At 47.8% G+C, this 19,470-nt stretch carries 21 protein-coding genes; 17 read left to right on the top strand and 4 right to left on the bottom strand.

The features are described from left to right. Nucleotides 1-82: 82 nt before the first annotated feature. From yqiS to BXO87_RS13775, 7 genes are read left to right on the top strand one after another with little or no spacing between them, the layout of a single operon-like run. Entirely contained in the window at nucleotides 83-976 is an 894-nt protein-coding gene (yqiS, locus tag BXO87_RS13745; RefSeq protein WP_015417787.1) for a phosphate butyryltransferase, read from the top strand. Between the two features lie 13 nt (nucleotides 977-989). After that, nucleotides 990-2,084 carry a branched-chain amino acid dehydrogenase gene (bcd, locus tag BXO87_RS13750; RefSeq protein WP_007612452.1) on the top strand — a complete coding sequence of 365 codons (1,095 nt, stop codon included), beginning with the start codon at nucleotides 990-992 and terminating at the stop codon, nucleotides 2,082-2,084. Between the two features lie 17 nt (nucleotides 2,085-2,101). Next, the gene (gene buk / locus BXO87_RS13755) at nucleotides 2,102-3,217 is read left to right on the top strand and encodes a butyrate kinase (RefSeq protein ID WP_014721483.1); all 1,116 of its coding nucleotides are present in this window, start codon (nucleotides 2,102-2,104) and stop codon (nucleotides 3,215-3,217) included. Then, nucleotides 3,207-4,628, top strand: coding sequence for a dihydrolipoyl dehydrogenase (lpdA, locus tag BXO87_RS13760; protein ID WP_038459125.1), 1,422 nt, complete (start codon nucleotides 3,207-3,209; stop codon nucleotides 4,626-4,628). Before buk ends, lpdA begins: the two co-directional genes overlap by 11 nt. 22 nt (nucleotides 4,629-4,650) lie before the next feature. Beyond that, nucleotides 4,651-5,643: a thiamine pyrophosphate-dependent dehydrogenase E1 component subunit alpha gene (locus BXO87_RS13765; protein ID WP_038459122.1), complete on the top strand. Its 993-nt coding sequence runs from the start codon at nucleotides 4,651-4,653 to the stop codon at nucleotides 5,641-5,643. 12 nt (nucleotides 5,644-5,655) lie between these two features. Continuing rightward, a complete protein-coding gene (gene bfmBAB / locus BXO87_RS13770) occupies nucleotides 5,656-6,639 on the top strand; it encodes a 3-methyl-2-oxobutanoate dehydrogenase subunit beta (RefSeq protein WP_032874088.1) in 984 nt (327 codons plus the stop codon). Nucleotides 6,640-6,660: 21 nt separating this feature from the next. After that, entirely contained in the window at nucleotides 6,661-7,923 is a 1,263-nt protein-coding gene (locus BXO87_RS13775; protein ID WP_038459120.1) for a dihydrolipoamide acetyltransferase family protein, read from the top strand. 44 nt (nucleotides 7,924-7,967) lie between these two features. Here BXO87_RS13775 and BXO87_RS13780 read toward each other — a convergent pair whose 3' ends face one another. Continuing rightward, nucleotides 7,968-8,864, bottom strand: coding sequence for a YegS/Rv2252/BmrU family lipid kinase (locus BXO87_RS13780; protein ID WP_038459118.1), 897 nt, complete (start codon nucleotides 8,862-8,864; stop codon nucleotides 7,968-7,970). Nucleotides 8,865-9,043: 179 nt separating this feature from the next. Here BXO87_RS13780 and brxB point away from each other — a divergent pair, with 179 nt between their 5' ends. The 6 genes from brxB to BXO87_RS13810 all read left to right on the top strand — a co-directional run bounded on the left by brxB (nucleotide 9,044) and on the right by BXO87_RS13810 (nucleotide 13,561). Continuing rightward, a complete protein-coding gene (gene brxB, locus BXO87_RS13785) occupies nucleotides 9,044-9,481 on the top strand; it encodes a bacilliredoxin BrxB (RefSeq protein WP_003153223.1) in 438 nt (145 codons plus the stop codon). A gap of 245 nt (nucleotides 9,482-9,726) precedes the next feature. Next, on the top strand, nucleotides 9,727-10,494 hold the full coding sequence (gene artP / locus BXO87_RS13790; RefSeq protein ID WP_038459116.1) for an arginine ABC transporter substrate-binding protein ArtP: 768 nt from the start codon (nucleotides 9,727-9,729) through the stop codon (nucleotides 10,492-10,494). A 61-nt stretch (nucleotides 10,495-10,555) separates the two neighbouring features. Beyond that, nucleotides 10,556-11,215, top strand: a complete 660-nt coding sequence (gene artQ, locus BXO87_RS13795; protein ID WP_032874096.1) for an arginine ABC transporter permease ArtQ — start codon at nucleotides 10,556-10,558, stop codon at nucleotides 11,213-11,215. Further along, nucleotides 11,208-11,930, top strand: a complete 723-nt coding sequence (gene artM / locus BXO87_RS13800) for an arginine ABC transporter ATP-binding protein ArtM (RefSeq protein WP_003153229.1) — start codon at nucleotides 11,208-11,210, stop codon at nucleotides 11,928-11,930. Before artQ ends, artM begins: the two co-directional genes overlap by 8 nt. A 76-nt stretch (nucleotides 11,931-12,006) precedes the next feature. Beyond that, complete coding sequence (locus BXO87_RS13805; RefSeq protein WP_076851397.1) at nucleotides 12,007-12,960, top strand: aromatic acid exporter family protein; 954 nt, start codon at nucleotides 12,007-12,009, stop codon at nucleotides 12,958-12,960. A gap of 70 nt (nucleotides 12,961-13,030) precedes the next feature. Next, a complete protein-coding gene (locus BXO87_RS13810; protein ID WP_003153233.1) occupies nucleotides 13,031-13,561 on the top strand; it encodes a L,D-transpeptidase in 531 nt (176 codons plus the stop codon). A 13-nt stretch (nucleotides 13,562-13,574) separates the two neighbouring features. Here the strand turns inward: BXO87_RS13810 and prli42 are convergent, their stop codons facing one another. Beyond that, complete coding sequence (prli42, locus tag BXO87_RS20660) at nucleotides 13,575-13,670, bottom strand: stressosome-associated protein Prli42 (protein WP_007408390.1); 96 nt, start codon at nucleotides 13,668-13,670, stop codon at nucleotides 13,575-13,577. A gap of 93 nt (nucleotides 13,671-13,763) precedes the next feature. Here prli42 and mce point away from each other — a divergent pair, with 93 nt between their 5' ends. Genes mce through BXO87_RS13825 form a run of 3 tightly spaced genes read left to right on the top strand, consistent with a single transcriptional unit; the run spans nucleotide 13,764 to nucleotide 16,834 of the window. Continuing rightward, on the top strand, nucleotides 13,764-14,192 hold the full coding sequence (gene mce, locus BXO87_RS13815) for a methylmalonyl-CoA epimerase (RefSeq protein WP_069473494.1): 429 nt from the start codon (nucleotides 13,764-13,766) through the stop codon (nucleotides 14,190-14,192). Further along, on the top strand, nucleotides 14,179-15,702 hold the full coding sequence (locus tag BXO87_RS13820; protein WP_076851361.1) for an acyl-CoA carboxylase subunit beta: 1,524 nt from the start codon (nucleotides 14,179-14,181) through the stop codon (nucleotides 15,700-15,702). The genes mce and BXO87_RS13820 overlap by 14 nt, the downstream gene beginning before the upstream one ends. Nucleotides 15,703-15,718: 16 nt before the next feature. After that, nucleotides 15,719-16,834 carry a tripeptidase T gene (locus tag BXO87_RS13825; RefSeq protein WP_003153237.1) on the top strand — a complete coding sequence of 372 codons (1,116 nt, stop codon included), beginning with the start codon at nucleotides 15,719-15,721 and terminating at the stop codon, nucleotides 16,832-16,834. A 114-nt stretch (nucleotides 16,835-16,948) separates the two neighbouring features. Here BXO87_RS13825 and BXO87_RS13830 read toward each other — a convergent pair whose 3' ends face one another. Both BXO87_RS13830 and BXO87_RS13835 read right to left on the bottom strand, forming a co-directional pair. Continuing rightward, nucleotides 16,949-17,785, bottom strand: a complete 837-nt coding sequence (locus tag BXO87_RS13830; protein ID WP_076851362.1) for a membrane protein insertase YidC — start codon at nucleotides 17,783-17,785, stop codon at nucleotides 16,949-16,951. Nucleotides 17,786-17,817: 32 nt separating this feature from the next. Further along, nucleotides 17,818-18,099 (bottom strand): hypothetical protein, encoded by a 282-nt coding sequence (locus BXO87_RS13835; RefSeq protein WP_003153239.1) that lies wholly within the window; start codon nucleotides 18,097-18,099, stop codon nucleotides 17,818-17,820. A gap of 75 nt (nucleotides 18,100-18,174) precedes the next feature. Between BXO87_RS13835 and BXO87_RS13840 the strand changes: the two genes are divergently transcribed. Continuing rightward, a complete protein-coding gene (locus tag BXO87_RS13840; protein ID WP_029973901.1) occupies nucleotides 18,175-19,419 on the top strand; it encodes a DNA polymerase IV in 1,245 nt (414 codons plus the stop codon). The last annotated feature ends 51 nt before the right edge of the window (nucleotides 19,420-19,470 follow it).

Raw genomic sequence — 19,470 nt, forward strand, 5'->3', positions numbered from 1 at the left:
AAAGCCGGAATAAACCCTCCCGCATATTTGGCACGGAACTTGCATTGTTAAAAGCGGATTCGCACAAGGAAGGTGGTACAAAATGAAGCTGAGAGACCTAGTTGAAAAAGCCGCGGCAAAAAACGCAAAAACCATTGCAGTGGCCCACGCAGCAGATAAAGAAGTGATCCAGGCCGTCAAAATGGCGGCAGAACACTTGTCGGCACGATTTTTACTGACGGGTGACAGCGGAAAGCTGAAAGAGCTCCTGGCAAATGAGCCGAAGTTCAATGCTGAAATCATCCACGCCGATTCACCCGAAGAATCTGCGGCAAAAGCAGTGCGCGCAGTGCGTGAACAAGAGGCGGACGTTTTAATGAAAGGGAATCTCCCGAGCTCAACTCTTCTGAAATCGGTTTTAAACCGCCATGAGGGGCTTCGTTCAAAAAGGGTGTTATCACATGTAGCCGTTTTTGAGGTGCCGGACTATGACCGGCTGATGTATGTGACTGATTCAGCGCTGAACATTGCCCCGTCTCTTGAAGAGCTCGGGCATATTCTGCAAAATGCGGTTCACGTCGCACATTCAGTAGGGAACCCTATGCCGAAAGCCGCAGTCCTTGCCGCTATTGAAACGGTTAATCCGAAAATGGAGGCGACGCTGAACGCGGCTGCGATCGTCCAAATGTGCAACAGAGGACAGATTACCGGCTGCATTGCGGACGGACCACTTGCTTTGGATAATGCCGTATCCCAAGCGGCTGCGCTGCAAAAAGGGATTTCCGGAAGCGTAGCGGGCCAGGCGGATATTCTCTTGGTTCCTTCAATCGAGGCCGGAAATATGCTTTATAAGTCAATGATTTATTTTGCGAAAGCAAATGTTGCTGCCGTCATCGCCGGTGCAAAAGCGCCGATCGCATTAACGAGCAGAGCGGATACCGCAGAAAATAAACTGTATTCAATTGCGCTTGCGATTTGCGCATCACAAGAACAGTAGGAGGAACGAACCTATGGAAATTTTTAAATATATGGAGACTTATGATTACGAACAATTGGTATTCTGCCAAGATGAACAATCCGGATTAAAAGCGATCATCGCGATTCATGATACGACGCTCGGCCCAGCACTCGGCGGAACAAGAATGTGGACATATGACAGTGAAGAAGCGGCGATTGAAGATGCACTAAGACTCGCAAAAGGCATGACTTATAAAAATGCGGCTGCCGGTTTAAACTTAGGCGGCGGGAAAACCGTTATTATTGGAGACCCGCGCAAAGATAAAAATGAAGAAATGTTCCGCGCGTTCGGGCGCTACATCCAAGGCTTAAACGGAAGGTATATTACGGCGGAAGACGTCGGCACAACCGTTGAAGATATGGACATCATTCATGATGAAACAGACTATGTAACCGGAATTTCTCCGGCATTCGGTTCATCAGGAAATCCGTCCCCGGTTACGGCATACGGCGTCTACAAAGGGATGAAAGCCGCAGCGAAAGCGGCGTTTGGCACTGATTCACTGGAAGGTAAAACAATTGCCGTGCAAGGCGTGGGAAATGTGGCTTACAATCTATGCCGCCACCTTCACGAAGAAGGCGCTTCTTTAATCGTAACGGATATCAATAAAGAATCTGTTAAACGTGCCGTTGAGGACTTCGGCGCCCGCGCAGTTGATCCTGACGACATTTACTCACAGGCGTGCGATATTTATGCCCCATGTGCTCTCGGCGCCGTCATTAACGATGACACGATTAAACAGCTGAAGGCGAAAGTCATTGCGGGAGCGGCCAATAACCAGCTGAAAGAAACACGTCACGGCGATACCATTCATGAAATGGGAATCGTGTATGCTCCGGATTATGTCATCAATGCAGGCGGCGTCATCAATGTGGCCGATGAGCTTTACGGCTACAATGCTGAGCGGGCTTTGAAAAAGGTTGAAGGCATCTATGCAAACATTGAGCGGGTGCTCGATATTTCCGCGCGTGACGGCATTCCGACATACTTAGCGGCTGACCGTCTGGCTGAGGAACGAATTGAGCGCATGCGCCGTTCAAGAAGCCAGTTTCTGCAAAACGGCCAAAGTATATTAAGCAGACGATAGGAATTTGATCTGGAGGTATGAAAATGTTCGAAAAGGAAAAACGCATTCTCATTCTGAATCCAGGCTCAACATCAACGAAAATCGGTGTCTTTCACAATGAACGCTGTATCTTTGAAAAGACGCTGCGGCATCCCGAAGAAGAGCTGAAAACATTTAACAGCATTATCGACCAATACGAATTTCGAAAAATAAGCATTCTTGAGTCTTTGCACGAACAGGGCATCAACATTTCAAAGTTCGATGCCGTTTGTGCCAGAGGCGGCCTGCTCAGACCGATTGAGGGCGGCACTTATGAAGTGAATGACGCCATGATCACTGATTTGAAAAACGGCTACAACGGCCAGCATGCTTCTAATCTGGGCGGAATTATTGCCAGGGAAATAGCTGACGGATTAAATATCCCCGCGTATATCGTCGATCCGGTCGTGGTGGATGAGATGACTCCGCTCGCCAAAGTATCAGGAATGCCTGAAATCAAGCGGAAAAGCATTTTCCATGCTTTGAACCAAAAAGCTGTTGCCCGTCAGGCGGCAGCGTCCCTCGGCAAACGGTATGAACAGATGAAGATGATCGTCACTCATATGGGCGGCGGCACCACAGTCGGTGTCCATGATTGCGGACGGGTGACGGATGTCAACAACGGGCTTCACGGAGAAGGACCCTTCAGCCCGGAGCGCGCGGGAACTGTTCCGGCGGGTGATTTGGTAGAAATGTGTTTTTCCGGCAAGTATTCAAAAGCCGATATGATGAAAAAACTTGTCGGCACGGGCGGACTCTCCGGCTACCTGGGGACAACGGACGCGGTGAAGGTGGAAAAACGCATTCAGGCCGGAGATGAAAACGCGCGTCTCATTTATGACGCCATGGCTTATCAAGTAGCAAAAGAAATCGGGGCGGCAAGCGCCGTTTTAAAAGGAAAAGTAGACATTATCGTCCTGACGGGCGGATTGGCGTACGGGAAAAGTTTCGTATCCGCCATCAGATCGTACATAGATTGGATTTCGGATGTACTGGTGTACCCGGGAGAAAATGAACTGCAATCTCTCGCGCAAGGCGCGCTTCGGGTTTTAGCCGGTGAGGAGCAGTCAAAGCAATATCAGATCGGCGAAGGAGTGAAAACAAATGGCGACTGAGTATGATGTGGTCATTCTGGGCGGCGGCACGGGCGGTTATGTAGCCGCCATCAGAGCGGCCCAGCTCGGCTTAAAAACGGCCGTTGTAGAAAAAGAAAAGCTCGGCGGAACATGCCTGCATAAAGGATGTATCCCGAGTAAAGCGCTGTTAAGAAGCGCGGAAGTGTACCGAACCGCAAAGGAAGCGGCAGCATTCGGCATTGAAACGGAAGGTGTCTCCCTCCGCTTTGACAGCGTGCAAAAACGAAAGCAGGGAATCGTTGACCGGCTGGCCGGCGGTGTCGCCCACTTGATGAAAAAGGGGAAGATTGATGTATTCAACGGGTACGGACGTATGCTCGGCCCTTCCATCTTCTCACCTCTTCCCGGTACGGTTTCCGTCGAATACGCAAATGGTGAAGAAAACGACATGCTGATACCGAAACAATTGATTATCGCAACCGGTTCAAGGCCGAAAATGCTGCCGGGTTTAGAAGCAGACGGTACATATATTCTGACATCAGATGAAGCGTTAGAGCTTGAACGTCTGCCCCATTCCATGATGATCGTCGGCGGCGGTGTCATCGGAATTGAATGGGCATCCATGCTGAACGATTTCGGCGTCAATATCACTGTGATTGAATATGCGGATCGCATTTTGCCGACGGAAGACCGTGATATTTCAAACGAGATGGAAAAACTGTTAACGAAAAAAGGAATTAAGATCGTGACGGGTGCGAAAGTGCTTCCGGATACATTGGAAAAAGCGGACGGCGTTTCAATTGCCGCTGAAAAGAATGGAAAAAAAGAAACGTATCACGCGGAACAAATGCTTGTTTCCATCGGCCGCCAGCCGAACATTGAAGGGATCGGGCTTGAAAACACGGATATTGAAGCGGAAAACGGTTCTATCATCGTGAACGAAGCTGGGCAGACGAAGGAATCGCACATTTATGCGATCGGTGATGTTGTCGGCGGGCTGCAGCTTGCGCATGTGGCCTCCCGTGAGGGCATCATTGCCGTTGAGCATATGGCGGGTCTTAATCCGGCTCCGCTTGATGCCGCTCTTGTGCCGAGATGTATTTATTCAAATCCGGAAGCGGCGAGCGTCGGTCTGACAGAAGAGGAAGCTCTTCGAAAAGGGCATGACCTGAAGATCGGGAAGTTTCCGTTCATGGCGATCGGAAAGGCTCTTGTATACGGAGAAAGCGACGGCTTTGTCAAAATCGTCGCCGATCGGAATACAGATGATATTCTCGGTGTTCATATGATCGGCCCGCACGTCACCGATATGATCTCTGAAGCGGGGCTTGCCAAGGTGCTCGACGCGACGCCTTGGGAAATCGGCCAATCCATACATCCGCATCCGTCGCTGTCAGAAGCGATTGGAGAAGCTGCGTTAGCCGCAGACGGAAACGCGATTCATTTTTAAAAGGAAAGAAGGAGGGGTTTGAATGACTACAAACCGCCATCAAGCATTAGGGCTCTCTGACGAAGAAGCCGTTGAAATGTATAGAACCATGCTGTTAGCCAGAAAAATCGACGAAAGAATGTGGCTCTTAAACCGCTCGGGCAAAATTCCGTTCGTTGTTTCATGTCAAGGACAGGAAGCGGCACAAGTAGGCGCGGCCTATGCCTTAAACCGTGATACCGACTATGTGCTTCCGTACTACAGAGATATAGGAGTTGTGCTTGCATTCGGTATGACTGCAAAGGATTTGATGATGTCGGGTTTTGCGAAAGCAGCTGACCCGAACTCAGGCGGAAGGCAGATGCCGGGCCACTTCGGGCAAAAGGAAAACAGAATCGTAACGGGCTCATCCCCTGTTACGACGCAGGTTCCTCATGCAGTCGGAATCGCGCTTGCGGGACGCATGGATAAAAAGGATATCGTCTCTTTTGTTACCTTTGGAGAAGGATCTTCCAACCAGGGGGATTTTCACGAAGGGGCAAACTTTGCCGCCGTGTATAAACTGCCGGTCATTTTCATGTGTGAAAACAATAAGTATGCCATTTCTGTCCCGTATGACAAACAGGTGGCGTGCGAGAAAATATCCGACCGGGCGGCAGGCTACGGCATGCCGGGAGTCACTGTTGACGGAAACGACCTGCTGGAAGTTTACCGGGTCGTAAAAGAAGCGCGCGAACGGGCGTCTAAAGGCGAAGGCCCTACATTAATAGAAACGGTTTCCTACCGTTTGACGCCGCATTCCAGTGATGACGACGACAGCAGCTACAGAGAACGCGAAGAAGTAGAAGAAGCAAAGAAAAAAGATCCGCTTCTTTTATACAAAGCATACTTGCAAGAAGCCGGGCTTCTAGGTGAAGAAGAAGAAAAGACCATGCTGGATGACATCATGGCTATCGTAAACGAAGCGACAGACGAAGCGGAGAAAGCGCCATACGCATCTCCTGAATCAACGCTTGATCACGTTTATGCGAAGTAGGGAGGAATACTTATGTCTGTAATGTCTTATATTGACAGTATTAATGCAGCAATGAAGGAAGAAATGGAAAGAGATCCGCGCGTGTTTGTTCTCGGGGAAGACGTCGGGAGAAAAGGCGGCGTGTTTAAAGCCACGGCGGGTCTCTATGAACAGTTCGGAGAAGAGCGGGTAATGGATACGCCGCTTGCTGAATCAGCGATTGCCGGTGTCGGGATCGGCGCCGCGATGTACGGCATGCGTCCGATTGCCGAGATGCAGTTTGCCGATTTCATTCTGCCTGCGGTCAACCAAATCATTTCAGAAGCGGCAAAAATACGCTACCGTTCAAACAATGATTGGAGCTGTCCGATGGTCATCAGAGCGCCTTACGGCGGCGGCGTGCACGGCGCGTTGTATCATTCCCAATCTGTGGAGGCCATTTTTGCCAACCAGCCGGGCCTTAAAATTGTCATGCCTTCAACTCCTTATGACGCAAAAGGGCTGTTGAAAGCTGCAGTCCGTGACGAAGATCCGGTGCTGTTTTTCGAACATAAGAGGGCGTACCGTCTGATTAAAGGCGAAGTCCCTGCGGATGATTACGTCCTTCCGATCGGAAAGGCGGATGTAAAACGCGAAGGCAGCGACATTACTGTTATTACGTACGGATTATGCGTCCATTTTGCTCTGCAGGCTGCCGAGCGTCTTGAAAAAGACGGAATTTCCGCGCACGTATTAGACTTGCGTACGGTTTATCCGTTAGATAAAGAAGCCATCATTGAAGCCGCGTCTAAAACGGGAAAAGTATTGCTGATCACAGAAGATACGAAAGAAGGCGGCATTATGAGCGAAGTCGCCGCCATTATTTCTGAAAACTGCTTATTTGATTTAGACGCGCCGATCAAGCGGCTTGCAGGTCCTGATGTTCCGGCAATGCCTTATGCGCCGGCAATGGAAAAATACTTCATGATGAATCCTGACAAAGCAGAAGCCGCGATGAGAGAATTAGCGGAGTTTTAAAGACGTAAGGAGGTTTTTGACATGGCGATTGAAAAAATGGCTATGCCTCAGCTCGGAGAGAGCGTGACGGAAGGGACGATCAGCAAGTGGCTGGTATCTCCCGGTGATCAAGTGAATAAATATGACCCCATCGCGGAGGTCATGACAGATAAAGTGAATGCGGAGGTGCCGTCTTCTTTTACCGGTACGATTAGAGAACTTGTAGGAGAAGAAGGCCAGACTCTTGCAGTCGGCGAGATCATCTGCAAAATTGAAACAGAAGAAACGGAAACGGAAGAGGCGCCGAAGCGGGAAGAAGAGCAGAATACCCCTTCAGACACTGATGCAAACCGTCAAGGTAAAGATCAGTCGAATAAAGCGCGTTATTCGCCGGCCGTGCTCAGATTAGCGGGAGAACACGGCATTCAGCTTGAAGAAGTTGAAGGAACGGGTGCAGGCGGAAGAATTACGCGAAAAGACATTCAAAAGATCATTGATTCGGGAATGCAGCAGAAGTCGGAAGCACCGGCGCCGGCTGCCGTTCAAACAACGCAACAAGCGCCGAAACAACAGCAAAAACAAGCACCGGCACCAGCTCTGTCAGCCGGTGATATTGAAATTCCGGTTACAGGCGTCAGAAAAGCCATCGCCGCCAATATGCATAAAAGCAAAACAGAAATTCCGCATGCCTGGACGATGATGGAAGTCGACGTCACGAACATGACGGCGTACAGAAACAGCATTAAAGACTCATTTAAACAGAAAGAAGGCTTTAATTTAACGTTTTTCGCTTTCTTTGTAAAAGCGGCGGCTCAGGCTCTCAAGGAGTTCCCGCAGATGAACAGCATGTGGGCGGGAGACAAAATCGTCCAAAAGAAAGACATCAACATCTCCATTGCCGTTGCCACGGAAGATTCGCTGTTTGTTCCGGTTATTAAGCATGCTGATGAAAAAACGATTAAAGGCATAGCCAGAGAAATAACGGATCTTGCGAAAAAAGTGAGAAACGGAAAACTTACTGCGGAAGATATGCAGGGCGGCACATTTACCGTCAATAACACGGGATCTTTCGGCTCAGTTCAATCTATGGGCATTATCAACCATCCGCAGGCGGCGATTCTTCAGGTAGAATCTATCGTCAAACGTCCGGTTGTCATGAATAACGGGATGATCGCCGTTCGTGATATGGTTAATCTTTGCCTGTCTTTAGATCACAGGGTGCTCGACGGGCTCGTGTGCGGCCGATTCCTCGGACGCGTCAAAGAGATTTTAGAAAACATTGATGAACATACTTCCGTCTATTAAAAAAACTCCTTTTGCCCGGGCGGCAAAAGGAGCTTTTTTTATTTTTATTGTGAATTCTCGGGAACAAGCATAGTGAGATGATGTTTTTTCACTTCGATCGTACAAGGTGTTGTTCCGTATACCTCGCCATCTGTATCCGCGTCCATTTCACGTCCGGTTTCGATTTCAATTCTGGAGGCCTGAATATAGGACAGCTCCCCTTTGAAATCATCAAATGAACCCTGCTCCATCGTCATCAGCTCCCGCAACGCGGCAAGGCTTGTGTTGCGGCAGATTAACACATCGGCTAAGCCGTCCCGGAGGCTGGCATCAGGCAGGGGAACTCTGTTTGTCCCGATATAATGCCCGTTCATGACAAGCACCATTACGGCTTCGTCTTCTTTCACCTCGCCGTCAATCGTCAATTTGACAGGAAACGGGTTCGCGCTTGTCATCGTCCGCAAGGCGCTCGTGAAGTAGCTGATTTTACCAAGCCATGCTTTTTCAGTTTCATTGATATGGCTTGATGCTTCGGTGATCAGTCCGATGCCCCAGAAGTTCAGAAAATAGCCGTCATCCGTTTTACAGACGTCAATCATCCGTTTATGTCCGGCCGCGAGCGCTTCAGCGGCCTTTTGAAGGTTTTGCGGGATGCCGAGCGCCCGGGAGAAATCGTTGCACGTTCCTCCCGGCAAAATGCCGACAGCGGGTCTGTGATCAAGCTTGCTGATGCTGTTGATGCATTGATGCACAGTGCCGTCTCCGCCTAAAATATATAAATGGTCAACTGAACTGTCGAGATTTTCACAATACTGACGGGCATCCTCCTGATGTTTGGTCGGTTTAATCAAAAGTTCATCAGCTGATTGGGCCAAAATGGGGACGACCGTGCCGAGCGTTTTATCAATCTGCTTTTGACCGGCGTTTCCGTTATAAATTAAAACTGCTTTCCGTTGGCTCATATGACTGCTCCTTTATTTCAGACAATCTCCTTACCAAGTTTCCCGTTTTTAAAGGGTCATAAACTTACATCGGGAAACATAAAAGGGACAAAAAACAATTGGATATGAGCGGTGTCATTTGCCGATAGGGAGGTTCCTTGCTATCATAAGAAGAGATGATCAAAAAGGAGAGGTCCCAGTTGAATATGGATTTTAATTTATTTATGAATGATGTCGTGCGTCAAGCCCGCCAGGAAATCACGGCCGCCGGGTATACAGAGCTGAAAACCGCTGAGGAAGTGGACGAAGCGCTTTCGAAAAAAGGAACGACACTCGTCATGGTCAACTCTGTGTGCGGATGCGCAGGCGGTATTGCACGGCCTGCCGCGTACCATTCCGTACATTACGATAAACGCCCGGATCAGCTTGTGACAGTATTTGCCGGACAGGATAAAGAAGCGACAGCCAAAGCGAGAGAATACTTTGAAGGCTATCCGCCGTCCTCTCCGTCATTTGCCATTTTAAAAGACGGGAAAATCATGAAAATGGTGGAACGCCATGAAATTGAAGGCCATGAGCCGATGGCCGTCGTCACAAAACTGCAGGAAGCATTTGAAGAATATTGTGAAGAAGTATAAGTGAAAGAAAAACCCCGGAGCAAGCGCTTGCGGGGTTTTTTTTATATGGAATCTGTATAAATATAAATATTTATACATCGGCGTTCAGCTGTCACTAATCTGAAAAACAATGACTATAATAAACACAGAAAGGAAAATATATTTTTCAAAAATAGTATTGCATCACAATTAAAAAGTGTTTAAAATACAAGTTAACGAATAAATATTCAAATTTAAGAGATCAGTAGATATGGGGGAAATGAATCATGAAGAAATGGCTGTTGGTATTAGCTGCCGCATGTATCACCTTTGCGCTGTCCGCCTGCGGATCAGGCAATTCAGGCTCAGAGGGCGGAAAGAACAAGCTGATTATGGGTACATCGGCTGACTATAAACCATTTGAATATAAAGACGGCGATCAGATCACCGGGTTTGACGTTGATCTGGCGAAAGCTCTGGGCAAAAAGACCGGCTATGACGTTGAGGTGCGGGACATGGACTTCAACAGCCTGATTACAGCCTTGAAGTCCAAGCAGGTAGATATGATTTTATCTGGAATGACACCTACGCCGGAACGGAAAAAGCAAGTTGATTTTTCTGATATTTATTATACTGCTAACAATATGATTGTTACGAAAAAGGGAAGCAGCATTAAATCCCTGAATGATCTGAAAGGCAAAACCGTCGGTGTTCAGCTCGGCTCCATTCAAGAGGAAAAAGGCAAGAAGCTCGCTTCGAAATACGGTTTTCAGCTCGAAGACCGCAACCGGATCTCAGACTTAACCGAAGAGATCAAATCCGGGCGTTTTGATGCCGCGATTATCGAAGACATCGTAGCACAAGGCTATTTCAGTTCAAATAACGATCTGCAGGGCTTTGCGTCAGCAGATGCGAAATCAGACGAATCGGGTTCCGCGATTGCGTTCCGCAAAGACAGTGATCTGACAGCGAAGTTCAACAAAGCGCTGAAAGAAATGGAGAAAAACGGAGAAATCGAAAAACTGAAGAAAAAATGGTTCACCAACGAGAAATAAAAGAAAGCTCAACTTTTCGTTGAGCTTTTTATCTTGAATAAAGACAAAGGAGATCACACGTATGAATTTGGATTTCTCAGCGACAATCCCCCAAATTCCTTTTATATTGGAAGGCCTTGCGGTCACATTGAAAATCGTGCTCGTTTCAGCGCTCATCGGTCTTGTATTAGGCATCGTGCTCAGCTTATTTAAAATCAGCACGATCAGTCCGCTGAAATGGATTGCGGATTTTTATACTTCGATATTCCGCGGCACGCCGCTCGTGCTGCAGCTGATGATCATCTATTTCGGTATGCCGCAGCTCCTTGGCTTTCAGATCGATCAATTTTGGGCGGCGGTCACCGCATTATCGCTCAATTCAGCCGCTTACGTCTCTGAAATTATCAGAGCGGGAATCAACGCAATTGACAAAGGACAAAAAGAGGCTGCCGTCGCTCTCGGCGTGCCGTACGGAAAAATGATGAAAGATCTGCTGCTGCCGCAGGCGTTTAAAAACATTTCTCCGGCTATTATTAACGAATTAATCACCTTAACGAAAGAATCGGCGATCGTCACAGTTATCGGTCTTGGCGACATTATGAGACGGGCCTACCAGTCTGGCGCCGCAACATACAACTATTTAGAACCTCTTATTGTGGCGGGCTTAATCTATTACGTGCTCGTTTTGATCTTAGCATTCATCGGAAAAGGCGTAGAAAGGAAGCTGAAAGCCAATGATTAAGGTCGACAACCTGTCAAAATCATTCGGGAAACATGAAGTACTGAAAAACATTTCAACACAGATCGAAGAAGGGGAAGTCGTCGCTGTCATCGGCCCTTCCGGTTCCGGCAAATCAACGTTTCTGCGCTGCTTAAATCTGCTGGAAACCCCGAGCGGCGGAACGATTGCCATTAAAGAAAACGAAATTACCGCAGCTAAAACGAATAAACTGAAAGTGCGGGAAAATATCGGCATGGTATTTCAGCATTTTCATTTGTTTCCTCATAAAACGGTGCTTGAAAATATCACATACGCGCCGGTCAGCGTGAAGAAAGAGTCTAAAAAGGAGGCGGAGGAAAAGGCGTGCGCTCTCCTTGAAAAAGTCGGACTGCTTGACAAACGGAACGACTATCCGAACCGTTTGTCAGGCGGACAGAAGCAGCGGGTCGCCATCGCGCGTGCGCTTGCGATGAATCCTGACATCATGCTGTTTGATGAACCGACCTCGGCTCTTGACCCGGAAATGGTCAAAGAAGTTCTTGAGGTGATGAAAGAGCTTGCGCAGACGGGCATGACGATGGTGATCGTAACGCACGAAATGGGGTTTGCCAAAGAAGTCGCAGACCGCGTATTATTTATGGATGAAGGGACGATCGTGGAAGACGGGCAGCCGGAAGAATTTTTTCTTTCTCCGAAGTCAAAAAGAGCACAGGACTTTTTAGAAAAAATATTATAAAATATAACTGTAAGAAAAGAAGAAGGGTGCTCTTCTTCTTTTTTTTGAGAAAGAAACAAACAGAATGGAGCAAGCAATGTTTAAAATCGGTTACCGGACACTAAAGACCGCACTTGGAACGGCGCTGGCCATTTATTTAGCCCAGCTGTTGCATCTGCAAAACTTCGCATCCGCAGGAATCATCACCATATTGTGCATCCAAATTACGCAAAAGCGGTCGCTTCAGGCCTCGTGGGCCCGATTTGCCGCCTGTTTATTGGCGATCGTCTTTTCATATGTCTTTTTCGGACTGATCGGCTATTACCCGTTTGCGATCGGAATATTGCTGGTGCTGTTCATTCCGACTACAGTCGCTTTAAAAATAAATGAAGGGATCGTCACCAGTTCAGTAATCATTCTTCATTTATATATGTCCGGCGGCATTACGATGGCGTTTATCTGGAATGAGTTCCAGCTGATCACCGTAGGTATCGGCGTCGCGCTGTTAATGAATCTGTATATGCCGAGCCTCGACAGAAAACTCGCGGCGTACAGGAAAAAAATCGAGGACAACTTTTCCGTCATCTTCGCCGAAATCGAACGGTATTTGTTAACTGGTGAGCAAGATTGGACGGGGAAGGAAATACCGGAGACGCATCAGATGATTCAAGAGGCGAAAAACCTCGCCTATCGGGACGTGCAGAATCATATTTTGCGTCATGAAAATCTCTACTATCATTATTTTAAGATGAGACAGAAACAATTTGAAATCATTGAACGGCTGCTGCCGAAGATTACCTCTATTTCAATAACGGTGGAGCAGGGCAAAATAATCGCCCATTTCATCCATGAATTAAGGGAAGCCATTCATCCCGGCAATACCGCTCATAAATTTTTAAAAAGACTTGCAGAAATGAGAACGGAATTTGAAGAAATGCCGCTCCCGGCAACGCGCGAGGAGTTTGAAGCGCGGGCGGCTTTGTTCCACCTCCTCGGTGAGATGGAACAATATCTCGTGATTAAAAGTTATTTCAAAGGCATCAAGCTGTAAAAAAACATATGGATCAATCGCATGAGTCCTCCTTTCATTGGTCATTCTAATGAAAAAAGGAGGGGAGCCCATGCGATTTTTTTTATTGTCAGCCGCCCTGCTGCTGTCTCCGCTTTGGCCGCTTGGCGCGAACCCTTTGCCGGGTGACCCTTATATTATCGTCAATAAAGCCACAAATGCGCTTGCTGTTGTGAAGGATAACCGAATAGAAGGCATTTATCAGGTGGCGACGGGAAAAACGGATGATTTGACGCCTGAAGGAGAATTTACGGTAACGGTCAAAGCCGTCAATCCGTATTACCGGAAGAAAAATGTAGAGGGAGGCGCGCCGGAAAACCCGCTCGGCGTCCGCTGGATCGGTTTTGATGCGAAAGGAACCGACGGCAGGATATACGGCATTCACGGAACAAACAGAGAAGAGCTGATCGGGGGATTTGTATCAAACGGCTGCATCCGTATGAAAAACCGGGATGTCATCCGTATTTTCCGGATTATCCCTCCCGGAACGAAAGTATTGATCACAAAAGAAAACCGCTCATTTGAGGACATTGCAATAGAGCGGAAAGCCCTCATAAAAAAGCAGGAAACCCCCTTGCAATGAGGCGCCTGCTTTTTTACCGCAAATACATCATAATACCTGAGAGGAGGGTTGAAAGTATAAATACGCCCAAAATGACGATGACGGCGCTTTTCATAAATTTTTGAGACATTGTTTCACTCCTTAAGATTACTGTCTACCATTTTAACGTGTTTTGCTTGTATGAACAAGCCATATCCTATGGCGGAAAGCAGGTGGCCGCGCTATGAAAAAACTTGATCATGTCGGCATTGCCGTCAGCTCTATTGAAGCCGCGAGAGGATTTTACGAACGGATGCTCGGGCTTACGTATATGGGAGACGAGCTGGTAAACGGCCAAAATGTGAGAGTTGCTTTTTTAGAAGCGGGAGGCACAAAGCTTGAGCTGATTGAGCCGCTGTCGGACGCGTCTCCCGTCAGCTCTTTTTTACAGAAAAGAGGCGAAGGGCTGCATCATTTGGCATTCCGCTGCGCCGATATGAAGGAAACGATCAAGGAGCTTGAATCATGCCGCATGACCTTGATTCATCATGAACCGCAAAACGGAGCGGGCGGGAAGAAGATCGCATTTCTCTCTCCAAAAGAGGCGAACGGCGTCCTGATTGAGCTTTGTGAAACAATTGAAAAAGGAGAAACTCAAGATGAACATGAGTGATCATATCAGACACTTAAACGAAAGACGTTCCTTTTTAACAAACGGCGGCGGAGCGGAAAAAAATAAAAAACAGCACAAAAAAGGCAAGCTGACGGCAAGAGAAAGAATTGACTATTTATTGGACGAAGACAGTTTTTCAGAGCTGCAGCCGTTTGCCAAAAGCCGCACGCCCGGGTGCCAGAATGCTCCGGGAGACGGCGTTGTTACCGGATACGGCACAATTGACGGACGGCCCGTGTATTTGTTTGCCCATGACTTTACCGTACTCGGCGGGACGCTCGGCGAGACACATGCGGAAAAAATCGCGGCGGTAATGGATCTGGCGGCGAAAAACAAAACCCCGATCATCGGGCTGAACGACTCAGGTGGTGCGAGAATTCAAGAGGGTGTGGTATCATTAAATGGATACGGTCATATCTTTAGGCGCAACGTCCTTTACTCGGGAGTGATTCCGCAAATTTCTGTCATCCTTGGGCCGTGTGCCGGCGGTGCTGTTTATTCACCCGCTTTGACTGATTTTGTGATTATGGCGGAACATACGTCGCACATGTTTATTACAGGCCCGAAAGTCATTGAACAGGTGACGGGTGAACAGATTGACGCGGAAAGTTTAGGCGGTGCGGGAATACATAATGTGATAAGCGGAAATGCCCACTATTCTGCACGAACGGAAAAAGAGGCACTTTCCGCTGTGAAAACCCTGCTTTCTTATCTCCCGCACGGCGGACAGACGGCATTACCCGTTAAAAAGGAAGACGCCAGACCGTTATTAAACACCCTCGTTCCCGCGGACAGTTCGAAACCTTACGATGTGTTACAGGTAATAAAAGAGCTGGCGGATGACGGAACGTTTTTTGACATTCAGCCGTATTTTGCCAAAAACATTGCTGTCGGTTTTCTGAAACTCGGACGGCGTACAGTCGGTGTTGTCGCAAACCAGCCGAAACACTTGGCGGGGAGCCTCACGATTGATGCCGCTGACAAAGCGTCGAGATTCATCCGTTTTTGCGACGCGTTTCATATTCCGCTATTGACGATCGCTGATGTTCCGGGATTTCTTCCGGGCCTTCAGCAGGAACATGCGGGAATCATCCGTCACGGAGCAAAATTGCTGTATGCTTTTGCCGAAGCGGCGGTGCCGAAAGTGACGCTCATCATCAGAAAAGCTTACGGAGGCGCCTATGTCGCCATGAATTCGAAAGGGCTCGGGGCAGATCTTGTATTCGCCTGGCCCAATGCGGAAATCGCCGTGATGGGAGCGGAAGGCGCGGCGTCGATTTTATACAGCAGAGACATACAGGCTTCTGGCGACCCGGAGAAGACGAAGCGCGAAAAAAAAGCCATATACGAAAAGGAAAACGCCGGTCCGTATAAAGCGGCGGCCTGCGGAATGGTGGATGATATCATCCGGCCGGAAGACTCGAGGAAAAAATTGATTCAGGCATTTGACATGCTTGCGCATAAGGAAGAGGAAAGACCGAAAAAAAAGCACGGTAATATACCGCTTTAAACGGAGGGAACTGAAAATGGTAAACGAAAAACGTCTGCTTGAAGAATTTCTTGAACTCGTTCAAATTGATTCAGAGACAAAACATGAAGCGGAAATCAGCAAGGTGCTCAAACAAAAATTCACTGATTTAGGATTGAGCGTAAAAGAAGATGATACAAAAGAAGTGACCGGGCATGGAGCCGGCAACTTAATCTGTACGTTAAAGGGCACAAAAGATGCGGATACGATTTATTTCACTTCGCACATGGACACGGTTGTTCCGGGCAAAGGCGTTAAGCCGATTGTGGAAGACGGCTATGTAAAATCCGACGGCACGACGATTCTCGGCGCTGATGATAAGACGGGTCTTGCCGCAATGTTTGAAGCCATTAAAGTGCTGAAAGAACAAAACATCGAGCACGGCACCATTGAATTCATTATCACGGCCGGAGAAGAATCGGGATTAGTCGGGGCAAAAGCAATGGATCGTTCAGACATTACCGCGAAATACGGTTTTGCGCTTGATTCAGACGGAAAAGTCGGCAACATTATTGTAGCCGCGCCGACACAAGCGAAAGTGAGAGCAACCATTTTCGGGAAAACGGCTCATGCGGGAGTGGAACCGGAAAAAGGCATCTCCGCGATTACCATCGCATCAAAAGCAATCTCTAAAATGCCGCTCGGCCGTATTGATAAAGAAACAACGGCTAATATCGGCCGTTTCGAAGGCGGCACGCAAACCAATATCGTCTGCGACCAGGTTGATATTCTGGCTGAAGCGCGTTCATTAGTGCCTGAAAAAATGGAAGCGCAAGTGCAGAAAATGAAAGAAGCTTTCGAATCTGCTGCAGCTGAGATGGGAGGCCGCGCGGAAGTGGACATCGCGGTCATGTATCCGGGTTTCAAATATCAGGACGGCGATCAGGTTGTGGAAGTCGCGAAAAAAGCAGCGGCAAAAATCGGCCGTCCGAGCGAACTTCAGACAAGCGGCGGCGGAAGTGATGCAAACGTCATTGCCGGCCACGGCATTCCGACAGTCAACCTGTCAGTAGGCTATGAACAAATCCATACGAAAAATGAAAAAATGCCGATTGAAGAGCTCGTCAAAACGGCGGAAATGGTCGTTGCCATTATCGAAACAGCGGCCAACTAAAAACGAAGCACCCAGTTGATCGGGTGCTTTTTTCATTCTTCATGATAATTGGCGTAAAGCTTCGCAGATACAAGAAAAAAACCCTGCCGGATAGGTTCCGGCAGGGTTTCAGTATTATGATTTGGCGGGCTCCGCCTGAGCCGCAGCCTGTTTCTTTTTATGATGCGTCTGCTGTAAAAGTACGTTCTGCACTGTCAAAAACAGTCCGCTTGTAAACCAGTAAAGCGGCAGCGCAGCCGGTACGTTAAGCGAAAAAACGGTCATCATGACAGGGAAAATAAAGACCATGATTTTTGCTGACTGCATCGCGGCCGGATTTTGAGCAGCCGGTGAATATTTCTGGTTTAATTTTTGGGAAATATAAGCCTGTAAGAAATACATGGCCCCCGCGCACAGTGATACAAGAATATCAGAATGCCCTAAGCTGAACCACAGAAATGAGTGTGAAGCAATTTCCGGCGTTGAGCGGATGGCGTAATAAAAACCGATCAAAATCGGGAATTGCACCAGCATCGGAAGACATCCCATTGCCATCGGATTCAGATTGTGCTCACGGTAAAGCTTCATCATTTCCATTTGCAGTTCTTTTTGTTTTTCCGCATCTTTCGTTTGTTTTATTTTAGCCTGGATGCTGTCGACCTGCGGTTTGATCACAGCCATTTTTTCCTGAAACACCCGCTGTTTCTTAAATTGGTTCACAAACAAAGGCAATACAACGATCCGGACGATAATCGTCACCAGAATAATCGACAGTCCGTACTCACCGTGGAACAGGCCCGCCACCCCTTTTAAAAGTGCCGAAAACGGCTCGATCAGGTAATCGTGGAAAAAACCGATATTCCCGAGGCCTCCCGTCTGAGTCTGAGATGTCGCCGCAAAAGCCGAGCGGCCTGTGCACAGTACGATAAAAAACAATCCGAATGCAATCCATTTTTGATATGTTTTAGACAATTATGTCTCCTCCTTTTTATCTTCACTTGCCGTTATAAAAGGAGGAAGCTGACATCTTCATCATCATTCGCCGGTGAATTCATGCGGATGACTTTACGTATCCAAGTTGTAATGCGATGATATATAATAATAAGAAAGTCTGTTCGGTTCAGCTGAACGACTGCTTGATGTTCATCTATTCGTTTCGTTCTCCAATGCTCGCCTGCGCGGCGCTCACGCAAAAGAAAAGCGATGCCGATCGCGGTCAGAGCGGGAAGAATAATTGTGAAAAAATCGACTAAAAATAAAAAGTCATTCATTGACTCAAGAATCATTTTATCACATCCATTCAGCTCTTATTTTACTACATATATATAAGGTTGTCTATGTAAGGAAAGGAGGCGCCGGGAGTGGCCGGAAAAGGGAGAATTATATTTCATATCGATATGAACAGTTTTTATGCCTCTGTAGAAATGGCGTATGATCCGTCTTTAAGAGGAAAACCTATCGCCGTTGCCGGAAACGTGAAGGAACGGAAAGGAATCATCGTCACCTGCAGCTACGAAGCGAGAGCGCGGGGCGTAAAGACCACCATGCCGGTGTGGCGGGCAAAACGCCTCTGTCCGGAACTCATCGTCGTGCCTCCGAATTTTGACCGCTACCGGAGTTCGTCAAAAGAAATGTTCAGCATTCTGAGGGAGTATACGGATTTAGTCGAGCCTGTTTCTATTGATGAAGGATACATGGATATTACGGACACACCGCACAGACACAGGGCGTATGAGACAGCAGAAGACATTCAGGCGAGACTGCAAAAAGAGCTTTTGCTTCCGTCAAGCATCGGCATCGCCCCGAATAAATTTCTCGCTAAAATGGCGTCTGACATGAAAAAACCGCTCGGCATCACCATTTTAAGAAAAAGAGAGCTGCCGGACGTCTTATGGCCTCTTCCGATTGAAGAGATGCACGGTATAGGAACGAAAACTGCGGAAAAAATAAAAACGCTCGGCATCAAAACGATCGGTGATTTGGCAAAAGGAGATGAACATGCGCTGAAAACGCTTCTCGGCATAAACGGCCCGAGGCTGAAGGATAAAGCGAACGGCATCCATCCTGCAGAAGTCAATCCCGAGCGGATTTATGAATTTAAAAGCGTCGGCAACTCATCCACCCTGTCGCATGATTCGGCTGACTGGGATGAATTAACGGGCGTGTTTGACCGGCTCGCGCTGTCTGTGAGCGAACGGCTCCAGCGTAAGGAGGTCATGGCCTGCCGGCTGTTCATCATGATTCGGTATGCGGATTGGAAAACGGTCACAAGAAGCATGACCCTCAGCAATCCGGCTGATCAGAAAAAAGACATCATGGAAGCGGCGATGGAACTGTTTGACAAGCACTGGAACCAAAATCCGGTAAGGCTTCTCGGCATCACCGGGACGGAACTGGTTGAAAAACAGCAGGCGTATAAACAGCTTGATCTGTTTTCATTCAAGGAGGACGCAAAGGATGAGCCGATTTTTCAGATGATGAACGAGCTGAATGAAAAGTACGGCCAAAACCTGATCAGAAAAGGCGCCGTTATAAAAAAAGAAGAAAGCAAAACAAGGGGAACGAGCTTTAACAGAGACTTTTTTCAGGATGAAAAGAAAAGGTGAATAACTTGAAAAAAGGGGTTATGTATGATAATTTCTTTAGTATAAATATCA

The sequence above is a fragment of the Bacillus sp. GZB genome (genome assembly GCF_001975995.1).
In the GTDB taxonomy this organism is placed as follows: domain Bacteria; phylum Bacillota; class Bacilli; order Bacillales; family Bacillaceae; genus Bacillus; species Bacillus velezensis.